We start from the raw sequence: 21,995 nt of genomic DNA, 5'->3' as shown, positions 1-21,995 counted from the left end.
TTTTACTGCGCTTTATTCTGCATGATCTGCAGACCCTTGAGAAGATTCAGCGCCTGCTGGAATTGATAGTCGGTCTTGGAGGTATATTCAAGACGTGGCGGCAGATCGTCCTCGACCTCCTCCTTGCCCGCCTTCTCTTTGTCCTTGCCTGATTTGGCCGGTGTCTTGGCTTGCGATTTCGGCTCCGCCTTGGGGGCTTCCTTCTCGCGATCATTGTTCAGGTGGCGGTCGAGATCGACTTCGCGGATACGCATGGCCGCAGCGGCACTGCTGCCATTGGCGCTTTCCTCGACGATGATGTCCGGGGTGATGCCCTTGGCCTGGATCGAGCGACCCGAGGGCGTGTAGTAGCGCGCCGTCGTCAACTTGATCGCCGTGTTGCCGGGGAGCGGAAGCACGGATTGCACGGAGCCTTTGCCAAAGGTCTGGGTGCCGACGATGATGGCGCGCTTGTGATCCTGCAGGGCGCCGGCGACGATTTCTGATGCCGATGCCGAGCCGCCATTGACCAGGACAACCATCGGAACATTCTTGGCTTCAATTGGCAGGAGCTTGAGCGGGTCTTCCTTGGTGCCGCGCTGGTAGTCCTGAGTGCGCGCCTTGAATTCTTGCTTGGCATCCTCGGTGCGGCCGTCGGTCGACACAACCTTTACGTCAGGTGGCAGGAAGGCGGCGGAAACGCCGATGGCGCCGTGTAGCAGGCCGCCCGGGTCATTGCGCAGGTCGAGTACGAGGCCGTTCAGCTTGTTGCCGTCCTTGTACAGGCCGGCAACATGCTTGGCCAACTCGGCGATGGTGTTTTCCTGGAATTGGGTGATGCGTACCCAGCCGTAGCCCGATTCGACGAGCTTGGACTTGACGCTCTGCACCTTGATCACTTCGCGGACCAAGGTCAGTTCGATCGGTTTGTTTTCGCCTTTGCGAATGATCGACAGCTTGATCGGCGTCTTGGGCTTGCCGCGCATTTTCTTGACGGCTTCGGACAGGGTCAGGCCCTTGACCGGCGTTTCGTCGAGCTTGAAGATCAGGTCGCCGGCCTTGACGCCGGCGCGATAGGCGGGGGTGTCCTCGATCGGCGAAACGACCTTGACGAGGCCGTCTTCCATGCCGACCTCGATGCCCAGTCCGCCGAATTCTCCCTGTGTGCCGACCTGCAGATCCTTGAATGCGTCGGCATCGAGATAGGTCGAGTGCGGGTCGAGGTTGGAGAGCATGCCGGAAATGGCATTGGTGATCATCTTTTTGTCTTCGACCGGTTCGACGTAGCCCTGCTTGATGGCGCTGTAAACTTCGGCGAAAGTGCGCAACTCGTCGATGGGGAGTCCCGGCTTCACTTCCTTTTCGGCTAGTGCTGGAATGTGAAGACTGATGAGTGCTCCGGCAACGAAGGCTCCGACAGTCAGACTGATTGTTTTCGCTTTGCTCATTTCAAACTTGCCCATTTCATCGGATCGATCGGTTGCCCCTGGTGGCGGAGCTCAAAGTATAAACCGGATTCCGGGTTGCCCCCGCTGTTGCCCACGGTGGCCACTGTTTCGCCACCTTTCACCGGCTGCCCGACTTGCTTGAGCAGCGAGTCGTTGTTGCCGTAAATCGACAGGTAGGCATCGCCATGGTCGACGATGAGCAGGTTGCCGAAGCCGCGCATCCATTCGGAGAACACCACGCGTCCGTTGGCGATGGCCTTGACCTCGCCTCCCGGCGCGGCCTTGATGAACAGCCCCCGCCAGGTCCCGCCTCCTTCGCGTGAGGTGCCGAAGCGTCCCGATACGGCGCCGCGTACCGGTAGGCGCAAACTGCCGCGTTGCCGAGCAAAACTGCCATCGCTAGCCACTGGCTCGTAGCGGTTCTCCGTTTCGACCGGGCGAGGGCGGGCGGTTTCAGTGGTGCTAGGGGCGCGGGCGACTTCCTTGTCTTCCGTGGCGGCCGGTCGATGTTTCTCTTTCTGCTGTTGGGCCGCCGCGCGAGCAGCCTCGGCCGCACGCGCCGCTTCAGCAGCCCGGGCGGCCTTGGCAGCCTGAGCTGCTTGGGCGGCCAGAATCTTCGACAGGCGATCGATCAGGTTCGTCAGCCGTTTTTCGTTCTGCTGCAGGTTTCCAATTTCCTTGCGTTGCGCGTTGACCTTGCTGGATATCTGCGCGTAAAGATTCTTGCGTTCCTCGCGCTGCTTCTGCAATTCGGTGTGGCGCTTCTGCTGTTCCGCCTCGATCTCGGCCAGTTCCGCCGAGCGCTCCCGGGCATCGGCTGCAAGGGCCTTTTTCCTGTCCAATGTGGCGTTGATCTCACCCATCAGCTCGGCGCGAGTCAGCGCAATGGCGGACAGATAGTGCAGGTCGCGCGCCATCTGGTTCGGATCGTCGCCATTCAGGATCAGTTGCAGTGAATCGGGTGTGCCGCGCAGATACTGTTTATAGAGCAACTTTTCCAATTGCGCCTGTTGCTGGCTTAGCGTGACACCCAGTTCCTGGGATTGTTGTTCGAGACTCTTCAGCTTGCGCTGCGATTGGCTGCGCTGTTCGTTGAGCTCGTGCAGTTCGCGCTGCAGTCGGGATATCTGGCGCTCGGATTCGCGCAGGCGGTCACCTGCATCGGCCCGGCTTTCCTCACTGCTGGAGAGCTCCTTGCGCAAGCCTTCGATGCGGCTGCGCAGTTCGCCAAGGTCAGCCTGCTTTTCGGCGATTTCCGGTGTTGCGGCGGCGCTGGGGGGCTTACGCTCGGTTGGCGGCTTGGCGTACGCCGGCCCGCTCATCGCCAGCGTGGCGGCGCTCAGCACTGCTGTCAGCCCGATGCAGCGGTGTGCAAGAGGGCGTTTGCCGAACAGCGGATTTCCGGGAAACATTGCGATTGATTTCGATTAAGCTAAACGGGAGTCGCTATTTTATAATGTGCCCTTCTCCGCTCACGAGGTTTTATCTTGGAAACGCCGTCCTTTAGTCTGATCGACAAGCAGGAACACATTGAGTTGGCTGCGCGCGCCTTGAAATCGATCGCCCATCCCCTGCGCCTGAAGATTCTGTGCGTGTTGGGCGAGCAGGAAGCCTGTGTGCAGGAAATCGTCGATGCGGTAGGCACCTCGCAGAGCAATATTTCCCAGCACTTGGCTATTTTGCGCGAAAAAGGAGTGCTGGTGACCCGCAAGGATGCGAACCGCGTGTTTTATCGTGTTGGTGACCAGCGTACCCTGCAACTGGTCAGCATGATGCGTGAAGTCTTTTGCGGGACAGGAAATTAAGTTATGCCAATGGAGTTTATCAATCAGAACATTCTGCTTATCTCGCTGGTCGTGGTTAGTGGCTTGTCCCTTCTCTGGCCCGCCTTTGCCCGCCAGTCTGGCAACGGCGTCTCGCCGGGGGCGGCAACCCAGCTGATCAATCGCGAGGATGCGCGGGTCGTCGATGTGCGGGAGGCGGAGGAGTTCGCCGGCGGCCATATGCCGGACGCGATCAATATCCCGGTCGGCAAGCTCGCTGAGCGGGTTGCCGAACTGGAAAAGTTCAAGGACAAGCCGGTCATCGTTTGCTGCGCTGCCGGCATGCGCTCAAGTAAGGCTTGCGGGGAGCTGAAGAAGCACGGATTCGATAAGCTCTATAACTTGGTCGGCGGTGTCGATGCGTGGGTTGGCGCCGGTTACCCGATCAAGAAGGGGGGCAAGAAAAAATGAGTGCACGTGTCCTGATGTACACCACGGCGGTTTGTCCCTACTGCATCCGCGCCAAGCAGCTGCTCAAGGCACGCGGCGTGACCGAGATCGAGGAGGTGCGTGTCGATATCGATCCCGACCGGCGCGATGAAATGATGCAGAAAACCCAGCGGCGTACCGTGCCGCAGATTTTCATCGGCGATACCCACGTGGGTGGCTGCGACGACCTTCAAGCGCTTGATGTGGCCGGCCGGTTGAAGCCGCTGCTCGAAAGCTGAACCCTAACGATTCATTCTCGGAAAGATAACCATGGAACAAAACGATCAGCCGGTCTTCGGCATTGAAAAACTGTACGTCAAGGATTTGTCCCTTGAAGTGCCGAATGCGCCAGAAATTTTCCTCGAGCGCGACCAGCCGCAAATCGAGATTCAGCTGAATACCGGCGGCCGCGGCGTTGGCGAAGGTGTTTTCGAAGTCGTGCTGACGGTTACCGTTACCGCCAAGATGGGTGAAAAGACGGTCTTCCTGGTCGAAGTCGGTCAGGCGGGTATCTTCCGCATCCAGAACGTACCGGAAGAGCAGTTGGAGCCGCTAATCGCCGTGGCTTGCCCGAACATCCTCTTCCCGTATGCGCGCGAAGCCGTTTCCGATGCGGTATCCCGTGCCGGCTTCCAGCCGATTGTGCTGCAGCCGGTCAATTTTGAGGGGATGTACATGCAGCGCCTGCAGCAGCAAGCAGAAAGCGGCGCTCCCGCAGAAGCTCCGATCCAGTAAGGGTGATGCTCATGTGGCGCCGTGCGCTTGTCGCTTTTTTGCTGGTCGGTGCAGCCGGCGCTGCACTGGCGATCGACTACCGTTCGGTCAGCGTGCCGGCCGCCATTCTGTACGATGCGCCCTCCCAGGCCGGCAAGAAGCTGTATCTGATCAAGGCGCAGACACCGGTCGAGGTGATTGTCCGTCTTGATGGCTGGTTCAAGGTGCGCGACGCCGAAGGCACGCTGGCGTGGATCGAGACCAAGAATCTGGCTGACAAGCGCACTTTGGTCGTCACTGCGCCGCGAGCCGAAATTCGTCAGACGGACAAGCCCGATGCGGCGATCGTGGCCGAACTGGACAAGTGGGTTGCAGTCGAGTTCGTCGAGCTGGCTTCTGCGGGCTGGGCGAAGGTTCGCCACCGTGATGGCGCAACGGGATATATCCGTTCGACGCAGGTCTGGGGCTTATGAAAATTACCTTGCTCGGGGCCGGTGCCTGGGGTACTGCGCTGGCGATCGCCTTTGCTGACAAGCATGCGGTAACGCTGTGGTCGCGGGAAGAAGACGTTGCGGCCGAATTGTTGGTCGGTCGCGAGAATAGGCGTTTCTTCCCGGGATATCGGCTACCTGAGTCGGTTTCGGTCTCGACCGACTTTACCGCGACCGTCGCCGACGCGGAGTTGTTGATCATCGCCACGCCGATTGCCGGTTTGCGGCCAACGGTGGAGCGTCTCAAGGCGCTGGCTTGCGTTACGCCCGTTCTTTGGGTGTGCAAAGGTTTCGAGGCGGGCAGCGGCAAGCTGCCGCACCAGGTGGTCGGCGAGGTGCTGGGAAAGGACGTGTGTTGCGGTGCGCTCTCCGGGCCGAGTTTTGCCGAGGAGGTGGCGGCCGGTCAGCCAACCGCTGTTGCGCTTGCGGCCAGTGATCCTGCATTCGCGCGGGAGGCGGCGCGCCAGCTGCATACGGCACGCTTGCGTATTTACGCCAATGACGATTTGGTTGGCGTCGAGGTTGGTGGGGCTGTCAAGAATGTGTTGGCGATTGCTACTGGCGTTTGCGATGGTCTCGGTTTGGGCCTGAATTCCCGGGCGGCGCTGATGACGCGGGGTTTGGCTGAAATTGCCCGCCTGGGCATGGCCTTGGGGGCAGATCGCCAGACCTTCATGGGCCTGGCCGGCATGGGCGACCTGATTCTGACCTGCACTGGCGATCTGTCACGCAATCGGCGGGTCGGTCTGGCGCTGGCGCAGGACAAGTCGCTGCCGCAGATTCTTGGTGAACTGGGGCATGTGGCGGAAGGCGTCTATACCGCGCGTGAAGTTGACCGGCTGTCGAAGGATCTCGCAGTCGACATGCCTATCAGTGCGGCCGTCGCTGCTGTGCTTGATGGTCGTCTCACGGCTGCTCGTGCGGTTGAGCAACTGATGGCGCGCGACCCACGCGAAGAACTGGCCTAATCCGTTCCAGGGAAGCCGAGCTGCCGCCAGGCCTCAAAGACGGTAACGGCGGCGGCGTTGGACAGGTTCAGCGAGCGTTGTCCCGCCAGCATGGGCAGGCGCAGACGGTTGTCAGGGCCGAATTCGGCCATGATCTCGGGCGGCAGGCCGCTGGTTTCCCGCCCGAATACGAATGCATCGTTTTCCAGAAACTTTGTCGTGAAAGGGCTGATTTTGCCCTTGGTCGTCATCGCGAACAGGCGTCGGCCAGCGAGAGCTTGTTTGCATGCCGCCCAGTCGGCATGGCGCGCGACGCGAGCATACTCGTGGTAATCGAGTCCGGCGCGACGACATGATTTGTCGCTGATGTCGAAGCCGAGCGGCTCGACCAGATGCAGCTCGGCCCCCGTATTGGCGCACATGCGAATGATGTTGCCGGTATTGGGAGGGATTTCCGGCTGAAAAAGAACGACGGCGAGCACGTTGCAATATTCCGAGATTGAAGGTGGCGGATTAAAGCACGAATTCAGTGCTTGAACGCACGGGCGGCGACTACGACAGTGACGGACTGGGCGCCATGGATTTTCAGGATTCGGGCGCATTCGTTTGCCGTGGCGCCGGTGGTCATCACATCGTCGACCAGCAATAGTTGTTGGGCGCCGAGGTCGCATGTGCATTCGAAGGCGCCACGGATATTTCGGCGGCGTTCCTTGTCCGTCAGGTCGGCCTGCGCCGGAGTTGCGCGCGTCCGCGCGAGCACATCGAGGTCTACCGGAATGCCAAGCGCCGTGCCCAGTGATTTGGCGATTTCGCCGGCTTGATTGAAGCCGCGTTCGCGCAGCCGATCGGGATGTAGCGGGAGGGGAACTATCCGGTCGAAAACCGGGTCTGTGATGCGTGCCAGCATTTGTTTCCCGAGCCAGTGGGCGGGAGCCAGCTGATGGCCGTATTTGAGGGCATGGATGACCCGATCAAGCGGAAAGTCGTAACGAAACGCGGCGAGGGTTCGGTCGAAATGGGGTGGATCTTTCAAGCAGGCTCCGCAACGTTCGCCATGGGTGGTCTGTTCTCCACAGACGGGACAGAGCTGGGGCGGTAGCAGCGGCAGATCGGCCCGACATGCCGGGCAGAGCAAATCGTTTTCGCTGTCGGCGCCGCAGAGCATGCAGCTGCCTGGTAGAAGCCGGGCGCTGACTGCCTTGATCAGAGACTGGTAAGGTAAAATTGACATCCCGATGAACTGTCCTCGATAATCCATAATTACCGATGCGCTTCGCATCTGATTTTTATAGCATTTTCTCACGCAAGGCCTCTCATGCAAGCTAGCTCCCTCGCCGCTGTTTCCTGTGACACCAAGCCACTGACGACCGATCGCCGGTGGGCTGTCGAGGATGTTCTCGCCCTCTACGACATGCCGTTGATGGATCTGGTCTGGCGTGCCCAAGGTGTGCATCGCGAGCATTTCGATCCGAACGCCGTTCAGCGGTCGACCTTGCTCTCGGTGAAGACCGGGGGGTGCTCCGAGGATTGTAGCTACTGCTCGCAATCGGCGCGTTACGAGACCGATACCGCACGCGAACGCCTGATGCCGCTTGAAGAGGTGGTGGCAGCTGCCAAGGCCGCCAAGGACAAAGGCGCTTCCCGCTTCTGCATGGGCGCCGCATGGAAAGGCCCGAAAGACAATGATCTCGACCGTGTTCTTGATATGGTGCGCGAGGTCAAGGCGCTCGGCATGCAGACATGCGTGACCCTCGGCATGCTCAAGTACGGTCAGGCTGAGAAGCTCAAGGAAGCCGGTCTCGACTACTACAACCACAATCTGGATACCGACAAGGAATTCTACGGCCAGGTCATCAAGACCCATACCCACGACGACCGCCTCGATACGCTGGACCAGGTGCGCGACGCAGGCATCAACGTCTGCTCGGGCGGCATCATCGGCATGGGCGAGTCGCGCAAGAACCGCGCGGCGCTGATCGTCCAGTTGGCCAACCTGCCGAAGCCACCGGAATCGGTGCCGATCAACAACCTTGTGTCGATTCCCGGCACCCCGCTGGCCGACAATCCGCGTCTCGATCCGTTCGAGTTCGTGCGTACCATCGCCGCTGCCCGCATCACCATGCCGACCTCCTGGGTTCGCCTGTCGGCTGGCCGCCAGGAGATGAGCGACGAGTTGCAGGCCCTGTGCTTCCTGGCCGGTGCCAACTCGATGTTCTACGGCGACTTCCTGCTGACTACCGGGAATCCTGACATCGAGCGCGACGACGCCTTGTTTGCCCGCCTGGGTATCAAGGCAGTTTGAATGCCGGTTTCGTCGATCGGCAGCAGGTCGGTCGACGTTTCTCCCGTGTTGCACCGTCCTACGCCGAGGCGGATTTTTTTGTCCGGGAGGTCGACAGTCGGATGCAGGAGCGTCTCGACTACGTCAATCTCCAGCCGAAACGGATACTTGATCTCGGGTGCGGTCGTGGCGGCAGTTTTTCGGCACTGGCGGCGCGCTATCCCGATGCGGAGTTAATTGGGCTGGACGTTTCGCCGGCCATGCTCAGTGCCGGCCGTGCGCAGAAAACCGGTTGGCGCCGCTGGCTGGGTATCAGGGAGACCGAGGATAACTGGCGTCTGGCCGCAGATGCGTCCCATCTGCCGCTGACTGCGCGTTCGACAGCGCTGGTTTGGTCCAATCTCCTGCTGCATTGGTTGGACGACCCGATCCCGGCACTGGCGGAGGCTCATCGTGTTCTGGAAATCGGCGGTCTGTTGATGTTCTCAACGTTGGGGCCGGATACGCTCAAGGAGTTGCGCACGGCGTTCAGCGACGGCTACGCGCACACCCAACGCTTTGCCGATATGCATGACCTGGGAGACATGCTGGTCGGCTGCGGATTCGCCGATCCGGTGATGGACATGGAAGTCATTACCCTGACCTATGACGATCTCGATGCCATGCTGGCCGAATTGCGGGCGGCGGGCTCGATGTGTGCGATGAAAGCACGCCGCCATGGTTTGACCGGACGCCAGTCCTGGGCGAATGCGCGTGCCGCCTATGAAGGCTTGCGGCGGGGTGGAAAGCTGCCCGCCACCTTCGAGATTGTCTATGGGCACGCCTGGAAGACGGCGCCGAAGCAGACGCCCGATGGCCGGGCTATTGTGCGCTTCGATCTGCCGCGTAAGGGATGATCGCTGCCGGAATCAGTCCGGTTTCTGCTTGAAGAACCTTATTGGCTTGGCGCTTGCGAACTGTGGCGCCGGAATGGCTTTGCGGCGGCGGTCCCGAATGCGCCAGCCGAGCAGCAATGCTACAGCAACCGAGTACGCCAGCGGCCAGAGTAAGGCAGTCGCCTTGACCAACCAGAAATAATGTACGCAGGCCAGAATGCTGATCAGATAGATGTTGCGATGTAACTCCTGCCATTTGCGTCCGCCGAGCTTGCGGATGGCCCATTGGTTGGAAGTTGCTGCCAGCGGCAGCAGTAGGATGAAGGCGGCGAAGCCGACTGTGACGAAGGGGCGCTTGGCAATGTCGCGGGCGATATCAGTCACTTCGAAGGCGTGATCGAAGCCGACGAACGACAGAAAATGCAGTGCTGCGTAGAAAAAGCAGAAGAGACCGAGCATCCGGCGCAGGCGTATCAGCCAGTGCCATTCCGTCATGGCTCGCAGGGGTGTGATGCAGAGGGTGACGAGCAACAGGTTGAAGGTCCAGATTCCGGTCCATCGCTGTACGAACTCAACCGGATTGGGGCCGAAATCATCGACATAGGCTGCCCAGCCCAGGCGGGCGAGAGGCAGCAGGCAGGTAAGGAAAAGCAGCGCCTTGATTTGGGCGAGTTGTCGGGTATTGGGGGCTGGGGTCATGTCAGAAATTTTTTTGTAGATCCATGCCAGCATACAAGCCGGCAACCTGTTCCGCATAGCCGTTAAAGGGGAGAGTCTTGCGCTTGAAGAACTCACCCAGCCGGCGCTCGTGGCTCTGGCTCCAGCGTCTGTGCGGAACATCGGGATTGACGTTCGAATAGAAGCCGTATTCTTCAGGGCCGGCCTTGGTCCATGTCGTTGCCGGCTGTTTTTCGACGAAGCGGATGCGGACGATCGATTTGGCGCCCTTGAAGCCGTATTTCCAAGGAACGACAAGCCTCAGCGGGGCGCCATTCTGCTTCGGCATTGTTTCCCCGTACATGCCGACGGCGAGAATGGTCAGGGGGTGCCGTGCCTCATCCAGACGAATGGCTTCCATGTAGGGCCAGTCGAGGAGCGGAATGCGCACGTAGGGCATCTGTTCTGGGTCGGCCAGTGTCCAGAATTCGACGAACTTGGCGTTGCCGGTAGGTTCGACGTGCTTGAGCAGTTCGCTGAACGGGAAGCCGACCCAGGGGATGACGGCGCTCCAGCCTTCGACGCAACGCATGCGGTAGATTCGTTCCTCGAGTGGTGCCCAGTTCAGGATGTCTTCAATGGCAAAGGTCTTGGCTGTTTTGACCTCGCCGTCGACGGTGACGCTCCATGGGCGGGTCCGCAGGCGGTAGGCATTTCTGGCCGGGCTTTCCTTGTCGGGGCCGAATTCGTAGAAATTTCCGTAAGTGCTGACCGACTTGAAGGGGGTCGGCTTGTCGTCAGTGAGCGAAAAGGGGCTGCTTTGCAGTTTGCCCAGGCTGGCCCCCGGCGTACCGGCCGCCTGCTGACCATGCGCCACACCCAGTGCGCCAGCGCTACCGGCCAGAAGCATGGTGTGGATGAATTTCCGGCGGCTGGCGTAGACGGCCGGGTCGGTGATGTTGGATGGCGGAATATTGTGGGGGTGGCGGATCAGCATGTCAGTTCCCGAGAGCGGTGTACTGATTGGTCGGCAGACTGTGGCAATTCTTACAGTTGTCTTGCTCTGCCTTGTTGACCGCTCTCGCGGCCACTGGTTCAGCCGCCCAGCGAGGCGTACAGCGCTACGATGTCTTCCCTGGCTTCGCTGAGCAGGTCGACATAGCGTTCGCGGTCGGCCGTTCGAGTTGCCTCCTCGGCAGGAGTTAGGGAAGGGCCGGGAAGCCAGCTCATGTCGTCATCCGCCAGCAGATTCGCGAAGTGCAGCGCATCGCACACCGTACATGGTATCTCGACCCGCTGGGGGTGCTCGTGGTCGCGTACCGCCTCGATGATGTGCTCGGGCATGCCCAGAATGTGCAGCAGGCTTTCGCCGATGCTCTCGTGCCACCCCGAGAGCAGTTCAAGCATCGCTTCCGGAGTGCTGCGGTATTCCTCGTATTCAGCTGCACGATACAGAAGATAAAAAATACCGATGTTGTGCACCAGGCCGGCCAACATGGCATCGTCTGGGTTAATGCGGCCAAGGCGGCGGGCGAGGACGCGGGCGATGGCGGCAACGTGGATGGCGTGCTCCCAAGTCGACCGCGAAATTTTGTCGTAGGCCGACAGATTGCGCGATTTGAGCATTTGCTCCAGCGCAACGGCCAGGGAGGTGGTGCGCACGACCTCGAAACCAAGACGCGATACGGCCATGTGCAGGTCGGTGATCGTCGTCCCAGACGGGTTGTAGGCGACAGAGTTGGCGAGCCGCAGCAACTTGCTCGAGATCAGCGGCTCGGCACTGATTGCGCGAACGACGAGCGGAATGCCAACCATCGGGTCGCGCAGCGTGTCGCGAACCATCATGGCGGCATCCATGCACGTCGGGAAATTCACATCGCCCGACAGGTCGCGGGCGATGTCTTCCAGGATGCGGAAATGAGAGAAGTTGCTCGTCATCTCATCAGCCGGCGATGTAGCGCTCCAGTTGGTCAATCAGGAACTTTTGGTCGCTGATCGTTTCCTTGACCAGATCACCGATCGAAATCATACCTACCACGCTGCCGTCTTCTGCCAGAACAGGCAGATGGCGGAAACGCTTCTCGGTCATCAGCGCCATGCATTCGTCCATGGTGGTACCCGGGGTGACATAGGCGACACGATCGCTCATGATTTCCCGAACGAGCGTTTCCTTGGAGCTCTTGCCGTGCAGAATGATCTTGCGTGCGTAGTCACGCTCGGAAAAAATGCCGACCAGTTGCTCTCCGTCAAGCACGAGCAGTGCCCCGACTTCGTGCTGCGCCATGACGGTGAGCGCGTGGTAGACCGTGTCTTTCGGGGCAACAACGGCCAGCGGGCGGGTGCGACCTGCGAGGAGCTGTTTGAGCGTTTTCATTGGTTTTGTCTCCTGATCCGAGGTGGGATGGAGTGCTCAGTCTATGCCGCCCGGCCTGGCCTGCCAAGCGCCTCAAAACAAAAAAGGCAGCCGAAGCTGCCTTTTCCGGAGTGAGGCCGGATCAGCGCAGACCAGCCGCGTATTCGGCAACTGCCTTGATTTCGACGTCGGAAAGCTTGGCGGCAATCATACGCATCATTTTTTCCGGGTCGTTGGCGCGTTCTTCGGTGCGGAAGGACTTCAACTGGGCTTCGGTGTATTCCGGGAACTGGCCAGCCAGGCGCGGGTACTGCGCCGGCAGACCGGCGCCAGCCGGGCCATGGCAGCCGGCACAGGCCGGGACGCCCTTCTTGAAATCACCTTGGCGCCAGAGTTTCTGGCCTAGCGCAATCTGCTTCTCGTCCTTGGCGGCAACCGGCTTCATCTTCTGGCTGGCGAACCAGGCTGCGACGTTCTTCATGTCCTCGTCGGAGAGGGCCGCAACCATGCCGCCCATGATGGCGTTGTTCCGTGCTGCCGGCTTGCCGTCAGCGGCTTTGAAGTTCTTGAGCTGCTTGTAGATGTATTCTTCGACCTGGCCGGCCAGATTCGGATTGGCAGAGGCGGCGCTGTTGCCATCGGCGCCATGGCAGGCGACACAGATGGTTTCGGCGATAACCTTGCCCTTGGCAGGATCTGCCTTGGCTTTGGCTTCTTCGGAAGCGTGGGTGATGAAACTGGTGGCAAGAAGAATTGCCATTGCCGCGGTACGAATCATTTTCGAACTCCTAGTGCGCGTTTATGGGCGCTTTGGCCGGAACGGAAGTTACAAACCTGTTATTCTATATCACTTCCCCCTCTCCTAGGCGGGTCTTCCGAGTTTTTTATGCCCTTGTTCCAGAATGCGGTCTTTCTGACGACCGTCGCCAATCTTCGTGATTTGCCGCAGGATGCCGTTCGCGAAGTGGCTTTCGCCGGCCGATCCAATGCCGGAAAATCTTCAGCCATTAATACCCTGGCCGGCCGCGTCCGCCTGGCCTTTGTCAGCAAGACGCCCGGTCGCACGCAACACCTGAATTACTTTACGTTGGCTCAGGGGAAGTATTTTGTCGATCTTCCCGGCTATGGATTTGCCAAGGCCCCTGAGGCGATCCGTTCGCAATGGGAAGGCCTGATCGGGCCGTATCTCAGCAAGCGGGATCAGTTGGTCGGGCTGGTGGTCATCATGGACTCCCGTCGGCCCTTTACCGATCTCGATATTCGCCTGATCGACTGGTTCAGGCCGACTGGTCGGCCCATCCACATCCTGCTGTCGAAGGCGGACAAGCTGAGTCGTCAGGAGCAGACGAAGATTCTGCGTTCGGTGAGGGCCGAAATCGCGACCTGGGGGGATGCTGCGCTGTATTCCGTGCAGCTGTTCTCGAGCCTCAAGAAGACGGGGGTCGAGGATGCGGAGCGCGTCCTGGCCGGTTGGCTGGAAATGGAAGTGAAAGCCAAGGAAAACAAAGGGCCCCCGGATAAGGGGGGTCCGGGGGCCAAAATGCCCTAACGTAGTCAAGGCACCCGCTCAGGGAGGTGAAGCGGGAGACAGCGCGTGCCATCTGCGTACTCTGACGCGGGTCAATGCGAAAAGTTCCGCTGTGTTTGAAAATTGATAGTCCGAATTTCTAGAGGTTGAAAAATGGCTGTAGTGACAGGCGGTTTCCCCGGTAACCGGATGCGCCGGATGCGGCGCGACGATTTTTCTCGCCGCTTGATGCGCGAATCCGTGCTGACGGCGAATGATTTCATTTACCCGGTTTTCGTCCTGGAGGGCGAAGGGCGAGTCGAGAAAGTGGCTTCGATGCCCGGCGTCGAGCGCCAGTCGCTGGATGTCCTCCTGAAGACGGCCGAGCGTGCCGCCAAGCTGGGGATTCCGGCTCTGGCCGTGTTCCCGGTGGTCGATGGCTCCTTGAAGTCCCTTGGTGCGGAGGAGGCCTACAACCCGCAGGGCCTGGTGCCGCGCGTGGTCCAGGCGCTGAAGCGCGAGTTTCCGGATCTCGGGGTGATTACCGACGTTGCGCTCGATCCCTATACCAGCCACGGTCAGGACGGCCTGATCGACGAAGCCGGTTACGTGCTGAACGACGAAACTCTGGATGTCCTGGCCAAGCAGGCGCTCTGCCATGCCCAGGCCGGTGCCGACGTGGTGGCGCCGTCCGACATGATGGATGGGCGTATCGGACGTATTCGTACCGATCTGGAAGCCGCGGGCCAAATCTACACCCGTATACTGGCTTATTCGGCTAAGTACGCATCCAGCTTCTACGGTCCCTTCCGTGATGCAGTCGGCTCGGCAGGCAACCTTGGCAAGGGTAACAAATACACCTACCAGATGGACCCAGCGAACAGCGACGAGGCCCTGCGCGAAGTGGCGCTGGATCTGGAGGAGGGGGCGGATATGGTCATGGTCAAGCCCGGCATGCCCTATCTGGATATCGTTCGCCGCGTGAAGGATGAGTTCAAGGTGCCGACCTATGCCTATCAGGTGAGCGGCGAATACGCGATGCTAAAGGCGGCCGCCCAGAATGGCTGGTTGAACGAGGAGGCCTGTGTCTTGGAAAGCCTGCTCGCTTTCAAGCGCGCCGGAGCCGATGGCATCCTGACTTACTTCGCGCTGGATGCAGCGGAATATCTGAAGGGATAGTTGTTAGTTGCTGGTTATTAGATGTTAGCGAGAGTTAGGAGGGGCGCCGTGGTGCCCCTCTGTTATTTGCGAAAGCTACATACTGCCGACTGCACAACTGCAATCAGGCGCCGGGGGCGCCGGATTGCGACAGGCAGGCAAAGTAAAGCATGGGCCATTGCTGCGGCCATTGGGCCAGCGGTTCGCGGCTGAAGCCGCTGCGGGCGTATTGTTCCCAGCGGCCGACGGCATAGCAGCGCAACAGGTTGGCCAGGGCGCCGAAATCAGCGTCGGGCTTGAGGTTCTCTTGCGTGGCAGCAATGCGGAGGGCCTGCTTCAAGGCGGCTTCGACCTTGTCGAGCAGTCCGTTGATGCGGGTCTGCAGGCGTTCGTTTTCGTTGACCAGGGCGTCGCCGATCAGCACCCGGGTCATGCCCCGGTTTTTCTGGGCAAAACGGAGTAGCAAGCCGACGATCGACTCGATCTGCTTGAGTCCCTCGCTCTCCTCGCTGGTGATCTGATTGATGACCCCAAACAGACTGGCTTCGATGAATTCGATGAGGCCTTCGAACATCTGCGCTTTGCTGGCGAAATGGCGATAGAGGGCGGCTTCCGAGCAGTCAAGCTTGGCGGCGAGGGCCGCTGTGGTGATTTTTTCCCCCTTCGGTTTTTCCAGCATTTCGGCCAGGGTTTGCAGGATTTGCAGGCGACGTTCGCCCGGTTTCGTTGCCATGATATCCCTCTCCTTGATTATTGATTTTGCCTGAAAATTATAGACGAGCGCAGCGCCCCGGCAATTGCAGGACACTGCCGATTTTGACGTCAACAAAGGGTGATTGGCGTAAGCCAGTGCTCACCCACATGGTCCTCATGCGCAGTTTCTTGGCGGTGACGAGATTGGGCAGGCTGTCTTCCACCATGATGCAGCGGCGTGGGTCGAGGTGCTCGGCGCGGAGCAGGGCCAGAAAGCCGGCACGCATCGGCTTGGGTTTGTAGCCGACCTTCTCGACCGAGTAGACGGCGTTGAAGCACGCCTTGAGTCCGGTTATGTCGAGGATCGCTTCGGCGTACTGGCGTGGGCCGTTGGAAAAGAGAATTTTTCGCCCGGGTAGGCGGCGTAGTGCGTGGATCAAGGCCTTGTCGTAAACAGAGCAGGACCCGGCTGTTTGGACAGATTTTCGACGGTGATAAGTGGAGCCCTGCGGGTGTAGCGTTATCCACGGTGACGGTTGCCGAAGGTCCGTTCAGACCGTAGGCGGCCGGCGCGGTGGGTAACGCGGGTTTCATGCGGCGAGGGGTTCCTGCGGCAAGCCGGCGAAGTAAATCATGTCCGGTGTCTTGCCGGCAAATGCCTGATGAGGCCGCCGGCTGTTGTAGAACGTGATGAACTGCCCCAGGCTCGCCTTGGCGTGGGATACGGACTCATAGGCTTTGAGATACACCTCGTCGTACTTGATGGTCCGCCAGAGGCGCTCGACGAAGACGTTATCACGCCAGCAACCCTTGCCGTCCATGCTGATACGAATGCCGTTCGCTTTGAGCTGCCCGGTGAATTCGCTGCTGGTGAACTGGCTGCCCTGGTCGGTGTTGAAGATTTCCGGCGTGCCGTAACGCGTTATCGCTTCCTGCAATGCCTCGAGGCAGAAGTCGGTGGTCAGCGTGTTCGATAAACGCCAGGCCAGAACCCGGCGACTGTACCAATCAACGATGGCGACCAGATAGACGAAGCCTCGGCGCATCGGGATGTAGGTGATGTCGGTCGCCCACACGTGATTGGGCCGCTCGATGCTCAGGTTGCGCAGCAGGTAGGGATAAATCGGGTGGGCCGCATGCCGACGACTGGTGTTCGGCTTGCGATACAAGGCTTCGATGCCCATCTGCCGCATCAGCCGGCGGATCCGCTTGCGGCCGACGGGCTGCCCCTCATTTCTGAGCAGGTCGCGCAGCATCCGGCTTCCGGCGAATGGGAACTCCAGATGCAATTCGTCCATCCGGCGCATCAGCGCCAATTCCTCGGTTGAGGTCGGTTTCGGCGTGTAGTAGGCCGTCGACCGTGCCAACGCCAGAATCTGGCATTGCCGGACCACTGGCAGGTCGTGATTGCGGTCAATCATCTTCTTGCGCTCAGCATGCCCGCCTTGGTGAGCGCCTTTTCTAAAAAATCGTTCTCCAACGTCAGCTGACCAATCTTGGCCTGCATGGTCTGGATGTCCGGTCCTATTTCCTTCGCCGGCTTCTCGCCAAACACAACCGACGAACGTTCCAGCAGTTGCATCTTCCAGTCCGTAATCTGGTTCGGATGCACATCGAATTGCTGCGCCAGTTCAGCCAGCGTCTTGTCGCCCTTCAAGGCAGCGATCGCCACCTTGGCCTTGAATTCCGGCGAGTGATTCCGCCGCTTCCTTCTCGTCATGCTCTTGCTCCTCATTCAAGCCGCTACGCGGCCGTGGGTGAAGCAAGGCTATCACTTATCCTACTGTCCGATTTTCCGGGGCCGGCTCTAACGACCATGCGCTCGAGGTCAGGGAAGCGATGGGTTTCGCGCAAAAAATGGTCGGGGTCGGTACCGTGGTGGCGAACCAAGCCCAGCAGGGTTGCGCCGTAGCGTACCCAGTAATCTTGGCGGATGCGTGTCGCTTCGTGTTCGCCCACGCCGAGATGGCGTTCGATGTAGTGCCGCATCGAACGATTGATGTGAGGAAAGATGTGTGCCGACGCATTATGAAGCGTGTTGTCGAGGTCGAATATCCAGACGGTTTTTTTCATCGGGTTGCCGCTCGGCCATTGAAAAAGCCCGCTGGCGCGGGCTTTTGGAGGGAGGCTGCTCAGTGCGACTTGATCATCGTTCCGACGCCGTGGTCGGTCAGAATTTCAAGCAGCAGCGCGTGCTCCACGCGGCCATCGATGATGTGTACGCCTTTGACGCCATTGCGCGCGGCATCCAGCGCCGAACCAATCTTGGGGAGCATGCCGCCGGACAGGGTGCCGTCCTCGACCATTTCGTCAATCTGCTTAGGCGTGATGCCGGTGATCAGGTTGCCCGCCTTGTCCAGAACACCCGGTGTGTTGGTCAGCAGGACCAGTTTTTCGGCCTTGAGGACTTCGGCGATCTTGCCGGCGACAACGTCGGCGTTGATGTTGTAGGTTTCGCCTCCCTCTCCGACACCAATCGGCGCGATGACCGGGATGAAGGCGCCCTTGTCGAGGTGGTCGATCAGCGAAGGATCGATTTGGGTGATTTCGCCAACCTGCCCCACGTCGATCAGGTCCCCGGGGTTGTCCTTGTTCTCGAGCATCAATTTCTTGGCGCGGATGCAGTTGCCATCCTTGCCGGTCAGGCCGACAGCCTTGCCGCCGTGCTGGTTGATCAGGTTGACGATGTCCTTGTTAACCTGTCCGCCGAGCACCATTTCGACGACTTCCATGGTTTCGGCATCGGTGACCCGCATGCCCTGGATGAACTCGCCCTTCTTGCCGACGCGTCCGAGCAGGTTCTCGATCTGCGGTCCGCCGCCATGGACGACGACGATGTTGAATCCGATCAGTTCGAGGAGAACCACGTCACGGGCGAAGCAGTTTTTCAGGTGTTCATCGGTCATGGCGTTGCCGCCGTATTTGACGACGATGGTCTTGCCGTGGAAACGCTTGATGTAGGGGAGGGCTTCGGCCAGAACGGCGGCCTTGGTGCCGGGGGAAAGGTCTTCGATGCTCATGGCGGGCTCCAGATGGAATCGCCGCGGATTGTACAAAGAAAAAGGCCGGAACGGGGTCCGGCCTTTGCATGGTGTCGCCGCCTCAGGCGATGGTCAACCGCTTGCTTGGGCTGGCCATGCGTTTGGGTAAGCTCAGTTCCAACACACCATCGTTAAATTTTGCACTGGCTTTGGCGTCATCAAGATCCTGCTCCAGCTGGAAGGAGCGCGATACCTTGCCGAAATAGCGTTCCGAGCGCAGCAGGCGGTCACCTTCCTTGGTTTCCTTTTCCTGTTTCACTTCGGCGCTGATGGAGACGAGATTGCCCTCGACGACGACATGGATGTCTTCCTTTTTGACGCCGGGGAGTTCGGCGTGGACAAGATAGCTGTCACCCTGCTCCTGAACATCCATTTTGATGGATGGGGTTTGGGCGGGTGTGCCATTGAAGTCGACGGGACGCACGAAAAAACCGCGGAACAGGTCGTCGAACGGATCAGTACGGGTGATGTTTGCCATGGTTGTCTCCTGGGTGGGTCAAGCTTTCCTGATCCCAATATAAGAGACGTTTTGTCGGTTTCAAGTGGCCGATTGGCGATGCTCGGGAAGCATCAGGATCGCATCCCGGTTGCTCCATGAGAAGCAGCGGGCAGCGGCTTCCTTCCACGGAAGCCATTGGCTGGCGCAGTGTTCATTCGGACTGGTGGTGACGGCTATCGGTTCGGGCAGGCACAGACTGAATACATGCTCGACATTGCTTGTTACGCCGGGGGCGTAGCGATGCCGCCATTCCTCGAAAATTTCATAAGTGTTGGTCAGCGACCAATTCCGAAAGTGTTCGGCAGGGAGCTGCAAGCCGGTTTCCTCGGCAACTTCCCGCTGGGCGGTCGCCAGCAGGCTTTCGTCGCCTTCGCGGCTGCCGGTGACGGACTGCCAGAACCCAGGGTGGGCGGAGCGTTCGAGCAGCAGGACATCGAGTTCGCGCGTGTGGATTACGACGAGAACGGAGACCGGTTGTTTCGGTTGTGTCATGCCTCGGGAAAGACTGGGATACCGCGGGCGGGGGTGTCGAGCAAAATCCAGAACGGTGATCCGGCATCCTTGCGCGTTTCGGCGGCGGCCTTGAATACCTCGATCAGAGTGGTGAAGTCATCGGGATCCTTGCTGCGCAACTCGGCGATTCCTTTGATCATCAGGACATGGCCTTTGGCTGGCTGCCAGTCCGTGTCGGTCAGGCAGTCAAACAGGGCGTCAAAATTGGCGCCATACCAGATGGGGAACTCCAGATCCCTGCCGAGTTCGGCCAGCGCCGTGTCCTTGTTCGCGTCTGGCGATATGTCCGCCTTGAGCAAACACAAGCGCTCCTTTTCGGCTGCGCTTTCCGTGGCCGCGCGGCGAGTGGGGGGGTGGAAGTAGACACCGGAAGTCTCGGCGGACTTGAACGGATGACAGCTCATGGATACAGGTTATTCCTTGATTCGTCTGAATGTCCGGTAGTGGTCATCCGTGTAGAAAAATTCCCCGCGCTCACCGGAAATGATGCGCCGAGGGCCACGGTCACGGCGCCACGGCGACTTGACCGTGTATTCCCGGTAATAGCCCCTCTGTTGCAAGGGAAGGCGCTTTTCGAAGTTGCCGAAGACGATGCCGTCGCGCTCGTAAGGAAACGGGCCGCCCTCTTTGATCAGGCTGAGCGTTTGTCGCGCCTCCCGGGGTAGTTCAGCGGCCGACACCGCATCGACAGACGCGTCATCGCGGCTGAAAGCAAAAGCGCTTCCAATCGCCAGCCAGAGGACGAGAAGGAAGCGCAGCCAGATCGGCATGGCGGAGGCCACTTAGCCCTGCGTGATTTCGACCTGGGTTTCCACCTTCTGACGCAGGCGGACATGCAACTCGCGCAGTTGCTTCTCGTCGACCGCCGACGGCGCGTCGGTGAGCAGACACTGGGCGCGCTGGGTCTTCGGGAAGGCGATTACGTCGCGGATCGACTCGGCACCGGTCATCATGGTGACGATGCGGTCGAGGCCGAAGGCCAGGCCGCCGTGTGGCGGGGCACCGTACTTCAGCGCGTCGAGCAGGAAGCCGAACTTGGCCTGTTGTTCTTCCGGACCGATGTTCAGTGCGGCGAAGACTTTCTCCTGTACGTCGGCACGATGGATACGGACAGAGCCGCCGCCCAGTTCCCAGCCGTTGAGCGCCAGGTCGTAGGCCTTGGCCAGGCACTTGCCCGGATCGGTAGCGAGGAATTCGAGGTGCTTGTCCTTCGGGCTGGTGAACGGGTGGTGGCAGGCGGTCCAGCGCTTGGACTCGTCGTCGTACTCGAACATCGGGAAGTCGATGACCCACAGCGGTGCCCACTTGGCGCCGGTGACGAAGCCCTTTTCGTGACCGATCTTGATGCGCAGCGCGCCCAGTGCGTCGCTGACGACCTTGGCCTTGTCGGCGCCGAAGAAGATCAGGTCGCCGGACTGGGCGCCGGTGCGCTCGAGCACGGTGCGCAGCGAGGCTTCCGACAGGTTCTTGACGATCGGCGATTGCAGGCCGGTCTCATTGACCTGAGTGACATCATTCACCTTGATGTAGGCGAGGCCCTTGGCGCCGTAGATGCCGACAAACTTGGTGTATTCGTCGATCTCCCCACGGGTTAGGCTGGCGCCGCCGGGGATGCGCATGGCGGCGATGCGGCCGCCGTCGCTGTTGGCGACATTGGCGAAGACCTTGAAGGCGACGTCCTTGAAGGCATCGGCGACATCGACCAGTTCCAGCGTGACGCGCAGGTCCGGCTTGTCGGAGCCGAAGCGGCGCATGGCTTCGGCGTAGGTCATGCGCGGGAATTCCGGCAGATCGACGTCGATCGCTTCCTTGAACACGCGGCGGATCAGTTGCTCCATCAGCGCGGTGATCTCGGCCTCGCTCATGAATGAGGTTTCGATATCGACCTGGGTGAATTCCGGCTGCCGGTCGGCGCGCAGGTCTTCGTCGCGGAAGCACTTGGTGATCTGGTAATAACGGTCGTAACCAGCGACCATCAGGAGCTGCTTGAAGAGCTGCGGGGATTGCGGCAGGGCGAAGAACTGGCCGGCATGCACGCGCGACGGAACCAGGTAGTCACGGGCGCCTTCCGGGGTCGACTTGGTCAGCATCGGGGTTTCGACATCGATGAAGCCGTTGTCGTCGAGGAAGCGGCGGAAAGCACGGGCCGTTTTGTAACGCAGCATCAGGTTGTTCTGCATCTGCGGACGGCGCAGGTCGATCACGCGATGGGTCAGGCGAACGTTCTCGGAGAGGTTCTCCTCATCAAGCTGGAACGGCGGCGTGACGGACGGGTTGAGCACTTCAATCTCATGGCACAGCACCTCGATCTCGCCGGAAGCGAGGTTGGCGTTGGTGGTGCCGGCCGGACGCGGACGGACCTTGCCGGTAATCTTCAGGCAGAACTCGTTGCGGACGGATTCGGCGATCTTGAAGGATTCGGCGCGGTCCGGGTCGCAGACGACCTGGGCCAGACCGTCGCGGTCGCGCAGGTCGATGAAGATAACGCCGCCGTGGTCGCGACGACGGTGGGCCCAGCCGCACAGGGTGACGATCTGGCCGTCGAGGGAGGCGTTGAGTTGTCCGCAGTAATGGGTACGCATGAAGA

General features: G+C 60.1%; 28 protein-coding genes and 2 pseudogenes. 10 read left to right on the top strand and 20 right to left on the bottom strand.

Features of this window, described 5'->3' with window-relative positions; all coding sequences use genetic code 11:
- Window positions 1–2: 2 nt before the first annotated feature.
- A complete protein-coding gene (locus tag AB6Q56_RS13320) occupies window positions 3–1,427 on the bottom strand; it encodes a S41 family peptidase (protein WP_434513646.1) in 1,425 nt (474 codons plus the stop codon).
- A complete protein-coding gene (locus AB6Q56_RS13315; protein WP_434513645.1) occupies window positions 1,424–2,839 on the bottom strand; it encodes a murein hydrolase activator EnvC family protein in 1,416 nt (471 codons plus the stop codon). The genes AB6Q56_RS13320 and AB6Q56_RS13315 overlap by 4 nt, the downstream gene beginning before the upstream one ends.
- 75 nt (window positions 2,840–2,914) lie before the next feature.
- Between AB6Q56_RS13315 and AB6Q56_RS13310 the strand changes: the two genes are divergently transcribed.
- From AB6Q56_RS13310 to AB6Q56_RS13285, 6 genes are read left to right on the top strand one after another with little or no spacing between them, the layout of a single operon-like run.
- Window positions 2,915–3,232 carry an ArsR/SmtB family transcription factor gene (locus AB6Q56_RS13310; protein WP_295003429.1) on the top strand — a complete coding sequence of 106 codons (318 nt, stop codon included), beginning with the start codon at window positions 2,915–2,917 and terminating at the stop codon, window positions 3,230–3,232.
- Window positions 3,233–3,235: 3 nt separating this feature from the next.
- Window positions 3,236–3,661 (top strand): rhodanese-like domain-containing protein, encoded by a 426-nt coding sequence (locus tag AB6Q56_RS13305; protein WP_434513644.1) that lies wholly within the window; start codon window positions 3,236–3,238, stop codon window positions 3,659–3,661.
- Complete coding sequence (gene grxC / locus AB6Q56_RS13300; RefSeq protein ID WP_434513643.1) at window positions 3,658–3,918, top strand: glutaredoxin 3; 261 nt, start codon at window positions 3,658–3,660, stop codon at window positions 3,916–3,918. The genes AB6Q56_RS13305 and grxC overlap by 4 nt, the downstream gene beginning before the upstream one ends.
- Window positions 3,919–3,949: 31 nt before the next feature.
- Window positions 3,950–4,414, top strand: coding sequence for a protein-export chaperone SecB (secB, locus tag AB6Q56_RS13295; protein ID WP_434513642.1), 465 nt, complete (start codon window positions 3,950–3,952; stop codon window positions 4,412–4,414).
- Window positions 4,415–4,425: 11 nt separating this feature from the next.
- Window positions 4,426–4,866: an SH3 domain-containing protein gene (locus AB6Q56_RS13290; RefSeq protein ID WP_434513641.1), complete on the top strand. Its 441-nt coding sequence runs from the start codon at window positions 4,426–4,428 to the stop codon at window positions 4,864–4,866.
- The gene (locus AB6Q56_RS13285; RefSeq protein WP_434513640.1) at window positions 4,863–5,852 is read left to right on the top strand and encodes an NAD(P)H-dependent glycerol-3-phosphate dehydrogenase; all 990 of its coding nucleotides are present in this window, start codon (window positions 4,863–4,865) and stop codon (window positions 5,850–5,852) included. The genes AB6Q56_RS13290 and AB6Q56_RS13285 overlap by 4 nt, the downstream gene beginning before the upstream one ends.
- Here AB6Q56_RS13285 and AB6Q56_RS13280 read toward each other — a convergent pair.
- From AB6Q56_RS13280 to AB6Q56_RS13270, 3 genes and pseudogenes are all read right to left on the bottom strand, one after another.
- Window positions 5,849–6,313, bottom strand: coding sequence for a tRNA (cytidine(34)-2'-O)-methyltransferase (locus tag AB6Q56_RS13280; RefSeq protein WP_434513639.1), 465 nt, complete (start codon window positions 6,311–6,313; stop codon window positions 5,849–5,851). The two genes, AB6Q56_RS13285 and AB6Q56_RS13280, sit on opposite strands and share 4 nt — an antisense overlap.
- 44 nt (window positions 6,314–6,357) lie before the next feature.
- A complete protein-coding gene (locus tag AB6Q56_RS13275) occupies window positions 6,358–6,864 on the bottom strand; it encodes a ComF family protein (RefSeq protein WP_434517192.1) in 507 nt (168 codons plus the stop codon).
- A gap of 57 nt (window positions 6,865–6,921) precedes the next feature.
- Window positions 6,922–6,996: pseudogene (locus AB6Q56_RS13270) on the bottom strand (ComF family protein); the annotation flags it as partial.
- A 150-nt stretch (window positions 6,997–7,146) separates the two neighbouring features.
- On the opposite strand from AB6Q56_RS13270, the gene bioB reads away from it, so the two are divergent.
- Both bioB and AB6Q56_RS13260 read left to right on the top strand, forming a co-directional pair.
- Window positions 7,147–8,133 carry a biotin synthase BioB gene (bioB, locus tag AB6Q56_RS13265; protein ID WP_434513638.1) on the top strand — a complete coding sequence of 329 codons (987 nt, stop codon included), beginning with the start codon at window positions 7,147–7,149 and terminating at the stop codon, window positions 8,131–8,133.
- Window positions 8,130–9,008 carry a methyltransferase domain-containing protein gene (locus AB6Q56_RS13260; protein WP_434513637.1) on the top strand — a complete coding sequence of 293 codons (879 nt, stop codon included), beginning with the start codon at window positions 8,130–8,132 and terminating at the stop codon, window positions 9,006–9,008. Before bioB ends, AB6Q56_RS13260 begins: the two co-directional genes overlap by 4 nt.
- 12 nt (window positions 9,009–9,020) lie before the next feature.
- Here the strand turns inward: AB6Q56_RS13260 and AB6Q56_RS13255 are convergent, their stop codons facing one another.
- The 5 genes from AB6Q56_RS13255 to AB6Q56_RS13235 all read right to left on the bottom strand — a co-directional run bounded on the left by AB6Q56_RS13255 (window position 9,021) and on the right by AB6Q56_RS13235 (window position 12,775).
- Window positions 9,021–9,686, bottom strand: coding sequence for a sulfite oxidase heme-binding subunit YedZ (locus AB6Q56_RS13255; protein WP_434513636.1), 666 nt, complete (start codon window positions 9,684–9,686; stop codon window positions 9,021–9,023).
- A gap of 1 nt (window position 9,687) precedes the next feature.
- On the bottom strand, window positions 9,688–10,641 hold the full coding sequence (msrP, locus tag AB6Q56_RS13250; RefSeq protein ID WP_434513635.1) for a protein-methionine-sulfoxide reductase catalytic subunit MsrP: 954 nt from the start codon (window positions 10,639–10,641) through the stop codon (window positions 9,688–9,690).
- Between the two features lie 98 nt (window positions 10,642–10,739).
- A complete protein-coding gene (locus AB6Q56_RS13245; RefSeq protein WP_434513634.1) occupies window positions 10,740–11,582 on the bottom strand; it encodes an HDOD domain-containing protein in 843 nt (280 codons plus the stop codon).
- Window positions 11,583–11,586: 4 nt separating this feature from the next.
- Entirely contained in the window at window positions 11,587–12,018 is a 432-nt protein-coding gene (locus tag AB6Q56_RS13240; RefSeq protein ID WP_434513633.1) for a CBS domain-containing protein, read from the bottom strand.
- A 121-nt stretch (window positions 12,019–12,139) separates the two neighbouring features.
- A complete protein-coding gene (locus tag AB6Q56_RS13235; RefSeq protein ID WP_434513632.1) occupies window positions 12,140–12,775 on the bottom strand; it encodes a c-type cytochrome in 636 nt (211 codons plus the stop codon).
- Between the two features lie 108 nt (window positions 12,776–12,883).
- On the opposite strand from AB6Q56_RS13235, the gene yihA reads away from it, so the two are divergent.
- Both yihA and hemB read left to right on the top strand, forming a co-directional pair.
- Window positions 12,884–13,546, top strand: a complete 663-nt coding sequence (gene yihA, locus AB6Q56_RS13230; RefSeq protein ID WP_434513631.1) for a ribosome biogenesis GTP-binding protein YihA/YsxC — start codon at window positions 12,884–12,886, stop codon at window positions 13,544–13,546.
- Window positions 13,547–13,678: 132 nt separating this feature from the next.
- Window positions 13,679–14,683: a porphobilinogen synthase gene (gene hemB, locus AB6Q56_RS13225; protein ID WP_434513630.1), complete on the top strand. Its 1,005-nt coding sequence runs from the start codon at window positions 13,679–13,681 to the stop codon at window positions 14,681–14,683.
- Window positions 14,684–14,786: 103 nt separating this feature from the next.
- Here hemB and slmA read toward each other — a convergent pair whose 3' ends face one another.
- The 10 genes and pseudogenes from slmA to aspS form a co-directional block, all read right to left on the bottom strand.
- Window positions 14,787–15,395 carry a nucleoid occlusion factor SlmA gene (gene slmA / locus AB6Q56_RS13220; protein WP_434513629.1) on the bottom strand — a complete coding sequence of 203 codons (609 nt, stop codon included), beginning with the start codon at window positions 15,393–15,395 and terminating at the stop codon, window positions 14,787–14,789.
- 37 nt (window positions 15,396–15,432) lie between these two features.
- Window positions 15,433–15,795, bottom strand: coding sequence for an HAD-IA family hydrolase (locus tag AB6Q56_RS13215; RefSeq protein WP_434513628.1), 363 nt, complete (start codon window positions 15,793–15,795; stop codon window positions 15,433–15,435).
- 150 nt (window positions 15,796–15,945) lie between these two features.
- A protein-coding gene (locus tag AB6Q56_RS13210) for an IS3 family transposase (protein ID WP_434513533.1) occupies window positions 15,946–17,075 on the bottom strand; the annotation gives its coding sequence in 2 pieces (ribosomal slippage) (window positions 15,946–16,826 and window positions 16,826–17,075; 1,131 coding nt in all).
- A gap of 89 nt (window positions 17,076–17,164) precedes the next feature.
- A pseudogene (locus AB6Q56_RS13205) lies at window positions 17,165–17,428 on the bottom strand (pyrimidine 5'-nucleotidase); the annotation flags it as partial.
- 59 nt (window positions 17,429–17,487) lie between these two features.
- Window positions 17,488–18,375 carry an acetylglutamate kinase gene (gene argB / locus AB6Q56_RS13200; protein WP_434513627.1) on the bottom strand — a complete coding sequence of 296 codons (888 nt, stop codon included), beginning with the start codon at window positions 18,373–18,375 and terminating at the stop codon, window positions 17,488–17,490.
- 82 nt (window positions 18,376–18,457) lie between these two features.
- Window positions 18,458–18,874 (bottom strand): Hsp20/alpha crystallin family protein, encoded by a 417-nt coding sequence (locus AB6Q56_RS13195; RefSeq protein ID WP_434513626.1) that lies wholly within the window; start codon window positions 18,872–18,874, stop codon window positions 18,458–18,460.
- Window positions 18,875–18,934: 60 nt separating this feature from the next.
- A complete protein-coding gene (gene nudB / locus AB6Q56_RS13190) occupies window positions 18,935–19,387 on the bottom strand; it encodes a dihydroneopterin triphosphate diphosphatase (protein ID WP_434513625.1) in 453 nt (150 codons plus the stop codon).
- Window positions 19,384–19,812 (bottom strand): barstar family protein, encoded by a 429-nt coding sequence (locus tag AB6Q56_RS13185; protein WP_434513624.1) that lies wholly within the window; start codon window positions 19,810–19,812, stop codon window positions 19,384–19,386. The genes nudB and AB6Q56_RS13185 overlap by 4 nt, the downstream gene beginning before the upstream one ends.
- A 9-nt stretch (window positions 19,813–19,821) precedes the next feature.
- Window positions 19,822–20,178 carry a ribonuclease domain-containing protein gene (locus AB6Q56_RS13180; protein ID WP_434513623.1) on the bottom strand — a complete coding sequence of 119 codons (357 nt, stop codon included), beginning with the start codon at window positions 20,176–20,178 and terminating at the stop codon, window positions 19,822–19,824.
- A gap of 12 nt (window positions 20,179–20,190) precedes the next feature.
- Window positions 20,191–21,990: an aspartate--tRNA ligase gene (gene aspS, locus AB6Q56_RS13175; protein ID WP_434513622.1), complete on the bottom strand. Its 1,800-nt coding sequence runs from the start codon at window positions 21,988–21,990 to the stop codon at window positions 20,191–20,193.
- Window positions 21,991–21,995 lie beyond the last annotated feature (5 nt).

The sequence above is a fragment of the Dechloromonas sp. ARDL1 genome (assembly GCF_051122455.1).
Lineage (GTDB): Bacteria > Pseudomonadota > Gammaproteobacteria > Burkholderiales > Rhodocyclaceae > Azonexus.
This window is presented reverse-complemented; position numbering and strand designations above follow the sequence as displayed.

Coding starts and splice junctions, on each gene's coding strand:
- AB6Q56_RS13195 (WP_434513626.1), bottom strand. CDS start 18,874: ATGGCAAACATCACCCGTACTGATCCGTTCGACGACCTGTTCCGCGGT.
- AB6Q56_RS13320 (WP_434513646.1), bottom strand. CDS start 1,427: ATGAGCAAAGCGAAAACAATCAGTCTGACTGTCGGAGCCTTCGTTGCC.
- aspS (WP_434513622.1), bottom strand. CDS start 21,990: ATGCGTACCCATTACTGCGGACAACTCAACGCCTCCCTCGACGGCCAG.
- hemB (WP_434513630.1), top strand. CDS start 13,679: ATGGCTGTAGTGACAGGCGGTTTCCCCGGTAACCGGATGCGCCGGATG.
- AB6Q56_RS13305 (WP_434513644.1), top strand. CDS start 3,236: ATGCCAATGGAGTTTATCAATCAGAACATTCTGCTTATCTCGCTGGTC.
- argB (WP_434513627.1), bottom strand. CDS start 18,375: ATGAGCATCGAAGACCTTTCCCCCGGCACCAAGGCCGCCGTTCTGGCC.
- AB6Q56_RS13185 (WP_434513624.1), bottom strand. CDS start 19,812: ATGAGCTGTCATCCGTTCAAGTCCGCCGAGACTTCCGGTGTCTACTTC.
- yihA (WP_434513631.1), top strand. CDS start 12,884: ATGCCCTTGTTCCAGAATGCGGTCTTTCTGACGACCGTCGCCAATCTT.
- AB6Q56_RS13235 (WP_434513632.1), bottom strand. CDS start 12,775: ATGATTCGTACCGCGGCAATGGCAATTCTTCTTGCCACCAGTTTCATC.
- AB6Q56_RS13180 (WP_434513623.1), bottom strand. CDS start 20,178: ATGCCGATCTGGCTGCGCTTCCTTCTCGTCCTCTGGCTGGCGATTGGA.
- AB6Q56_RS13255 (WP_434513636.1), bottom strand. CDS start 9,686: ATGACCCCAGCCCCCAATACCCGACAACTCGCCCAAATCAAGGCGCTG.
- grxC (WP_434513643.1), top strand. CDS start 3,658: ATGAGTGCACGTGTCCTGATGTACACCACGGCGGTTTGTCCCTACTGC.
- AB6Q56_RS13315 (WP_434513645.1), bottom strand. CDS start 2,839: ATGTTTCCCGGAAATCCGCTGTTCGGCAAACGCCCTCTTGCACACCGC.
- nudB (WP_434513625.1), bottom strand. CDS start 19,387: ATGACACAACCGAAACAACCGGTCTCCGTTCTCGTCGTAATCCACACG.
- slmA (WP_434513629.1), bottom strand. CDS start 15,395: ATGGCAACGAAACCGGGCGAACGTCGCCTGCAAATCCTGCAAACCCTG.
- msrP (WP_434513635.1), bottom strand. CDS start 10,641: ATGCTGATCCGCCACCCCCACAATATTCCGCCATCCAACATCACCGAC.
- AB6Q56_RS13290 (WP_434513641.1), top strand. CDS start 4,426: ATGTGGCGCCGTGCGCTTGTCGCTTTTTTGCTGGTCGGTGCAGCCGGC.
- AB6Q56_RS13285 (WP_434513640.1), top strand. CDS start 4,863: ATGAAAATTACCTTGCTCGGGGCCGGTGCCTGGGGTACTGCGCTGGCG.
- AB6Q56_RS13245 (WP_434513634.1), bottom strand. CDS start 11,582: ATGACGAGCAACTTCTCTCATTTCCGCATCCTGGAAGACATCGCCCGC.
- secB (WP_434513642.1), top strand. CDS start 3,950: ATGGAACAAAACGATCAGCCGGTCTTCGGCATTGAAAAACTGTACGTC.
- bioB (WP_434513638.1), top strand. CDS start 7,147: ATGCAAGCTAGCTCCCTCGCCGCTGTTTCCTGTGACACCAAGCCACTG.
- AB6Q56_RS13240 (WP_434513633.1), bottom strand. CDS start 12,018: ATGAAAACGCTCAAACAGCTCCTCGCAGGTCGCACCCGCCCGCTGGCC.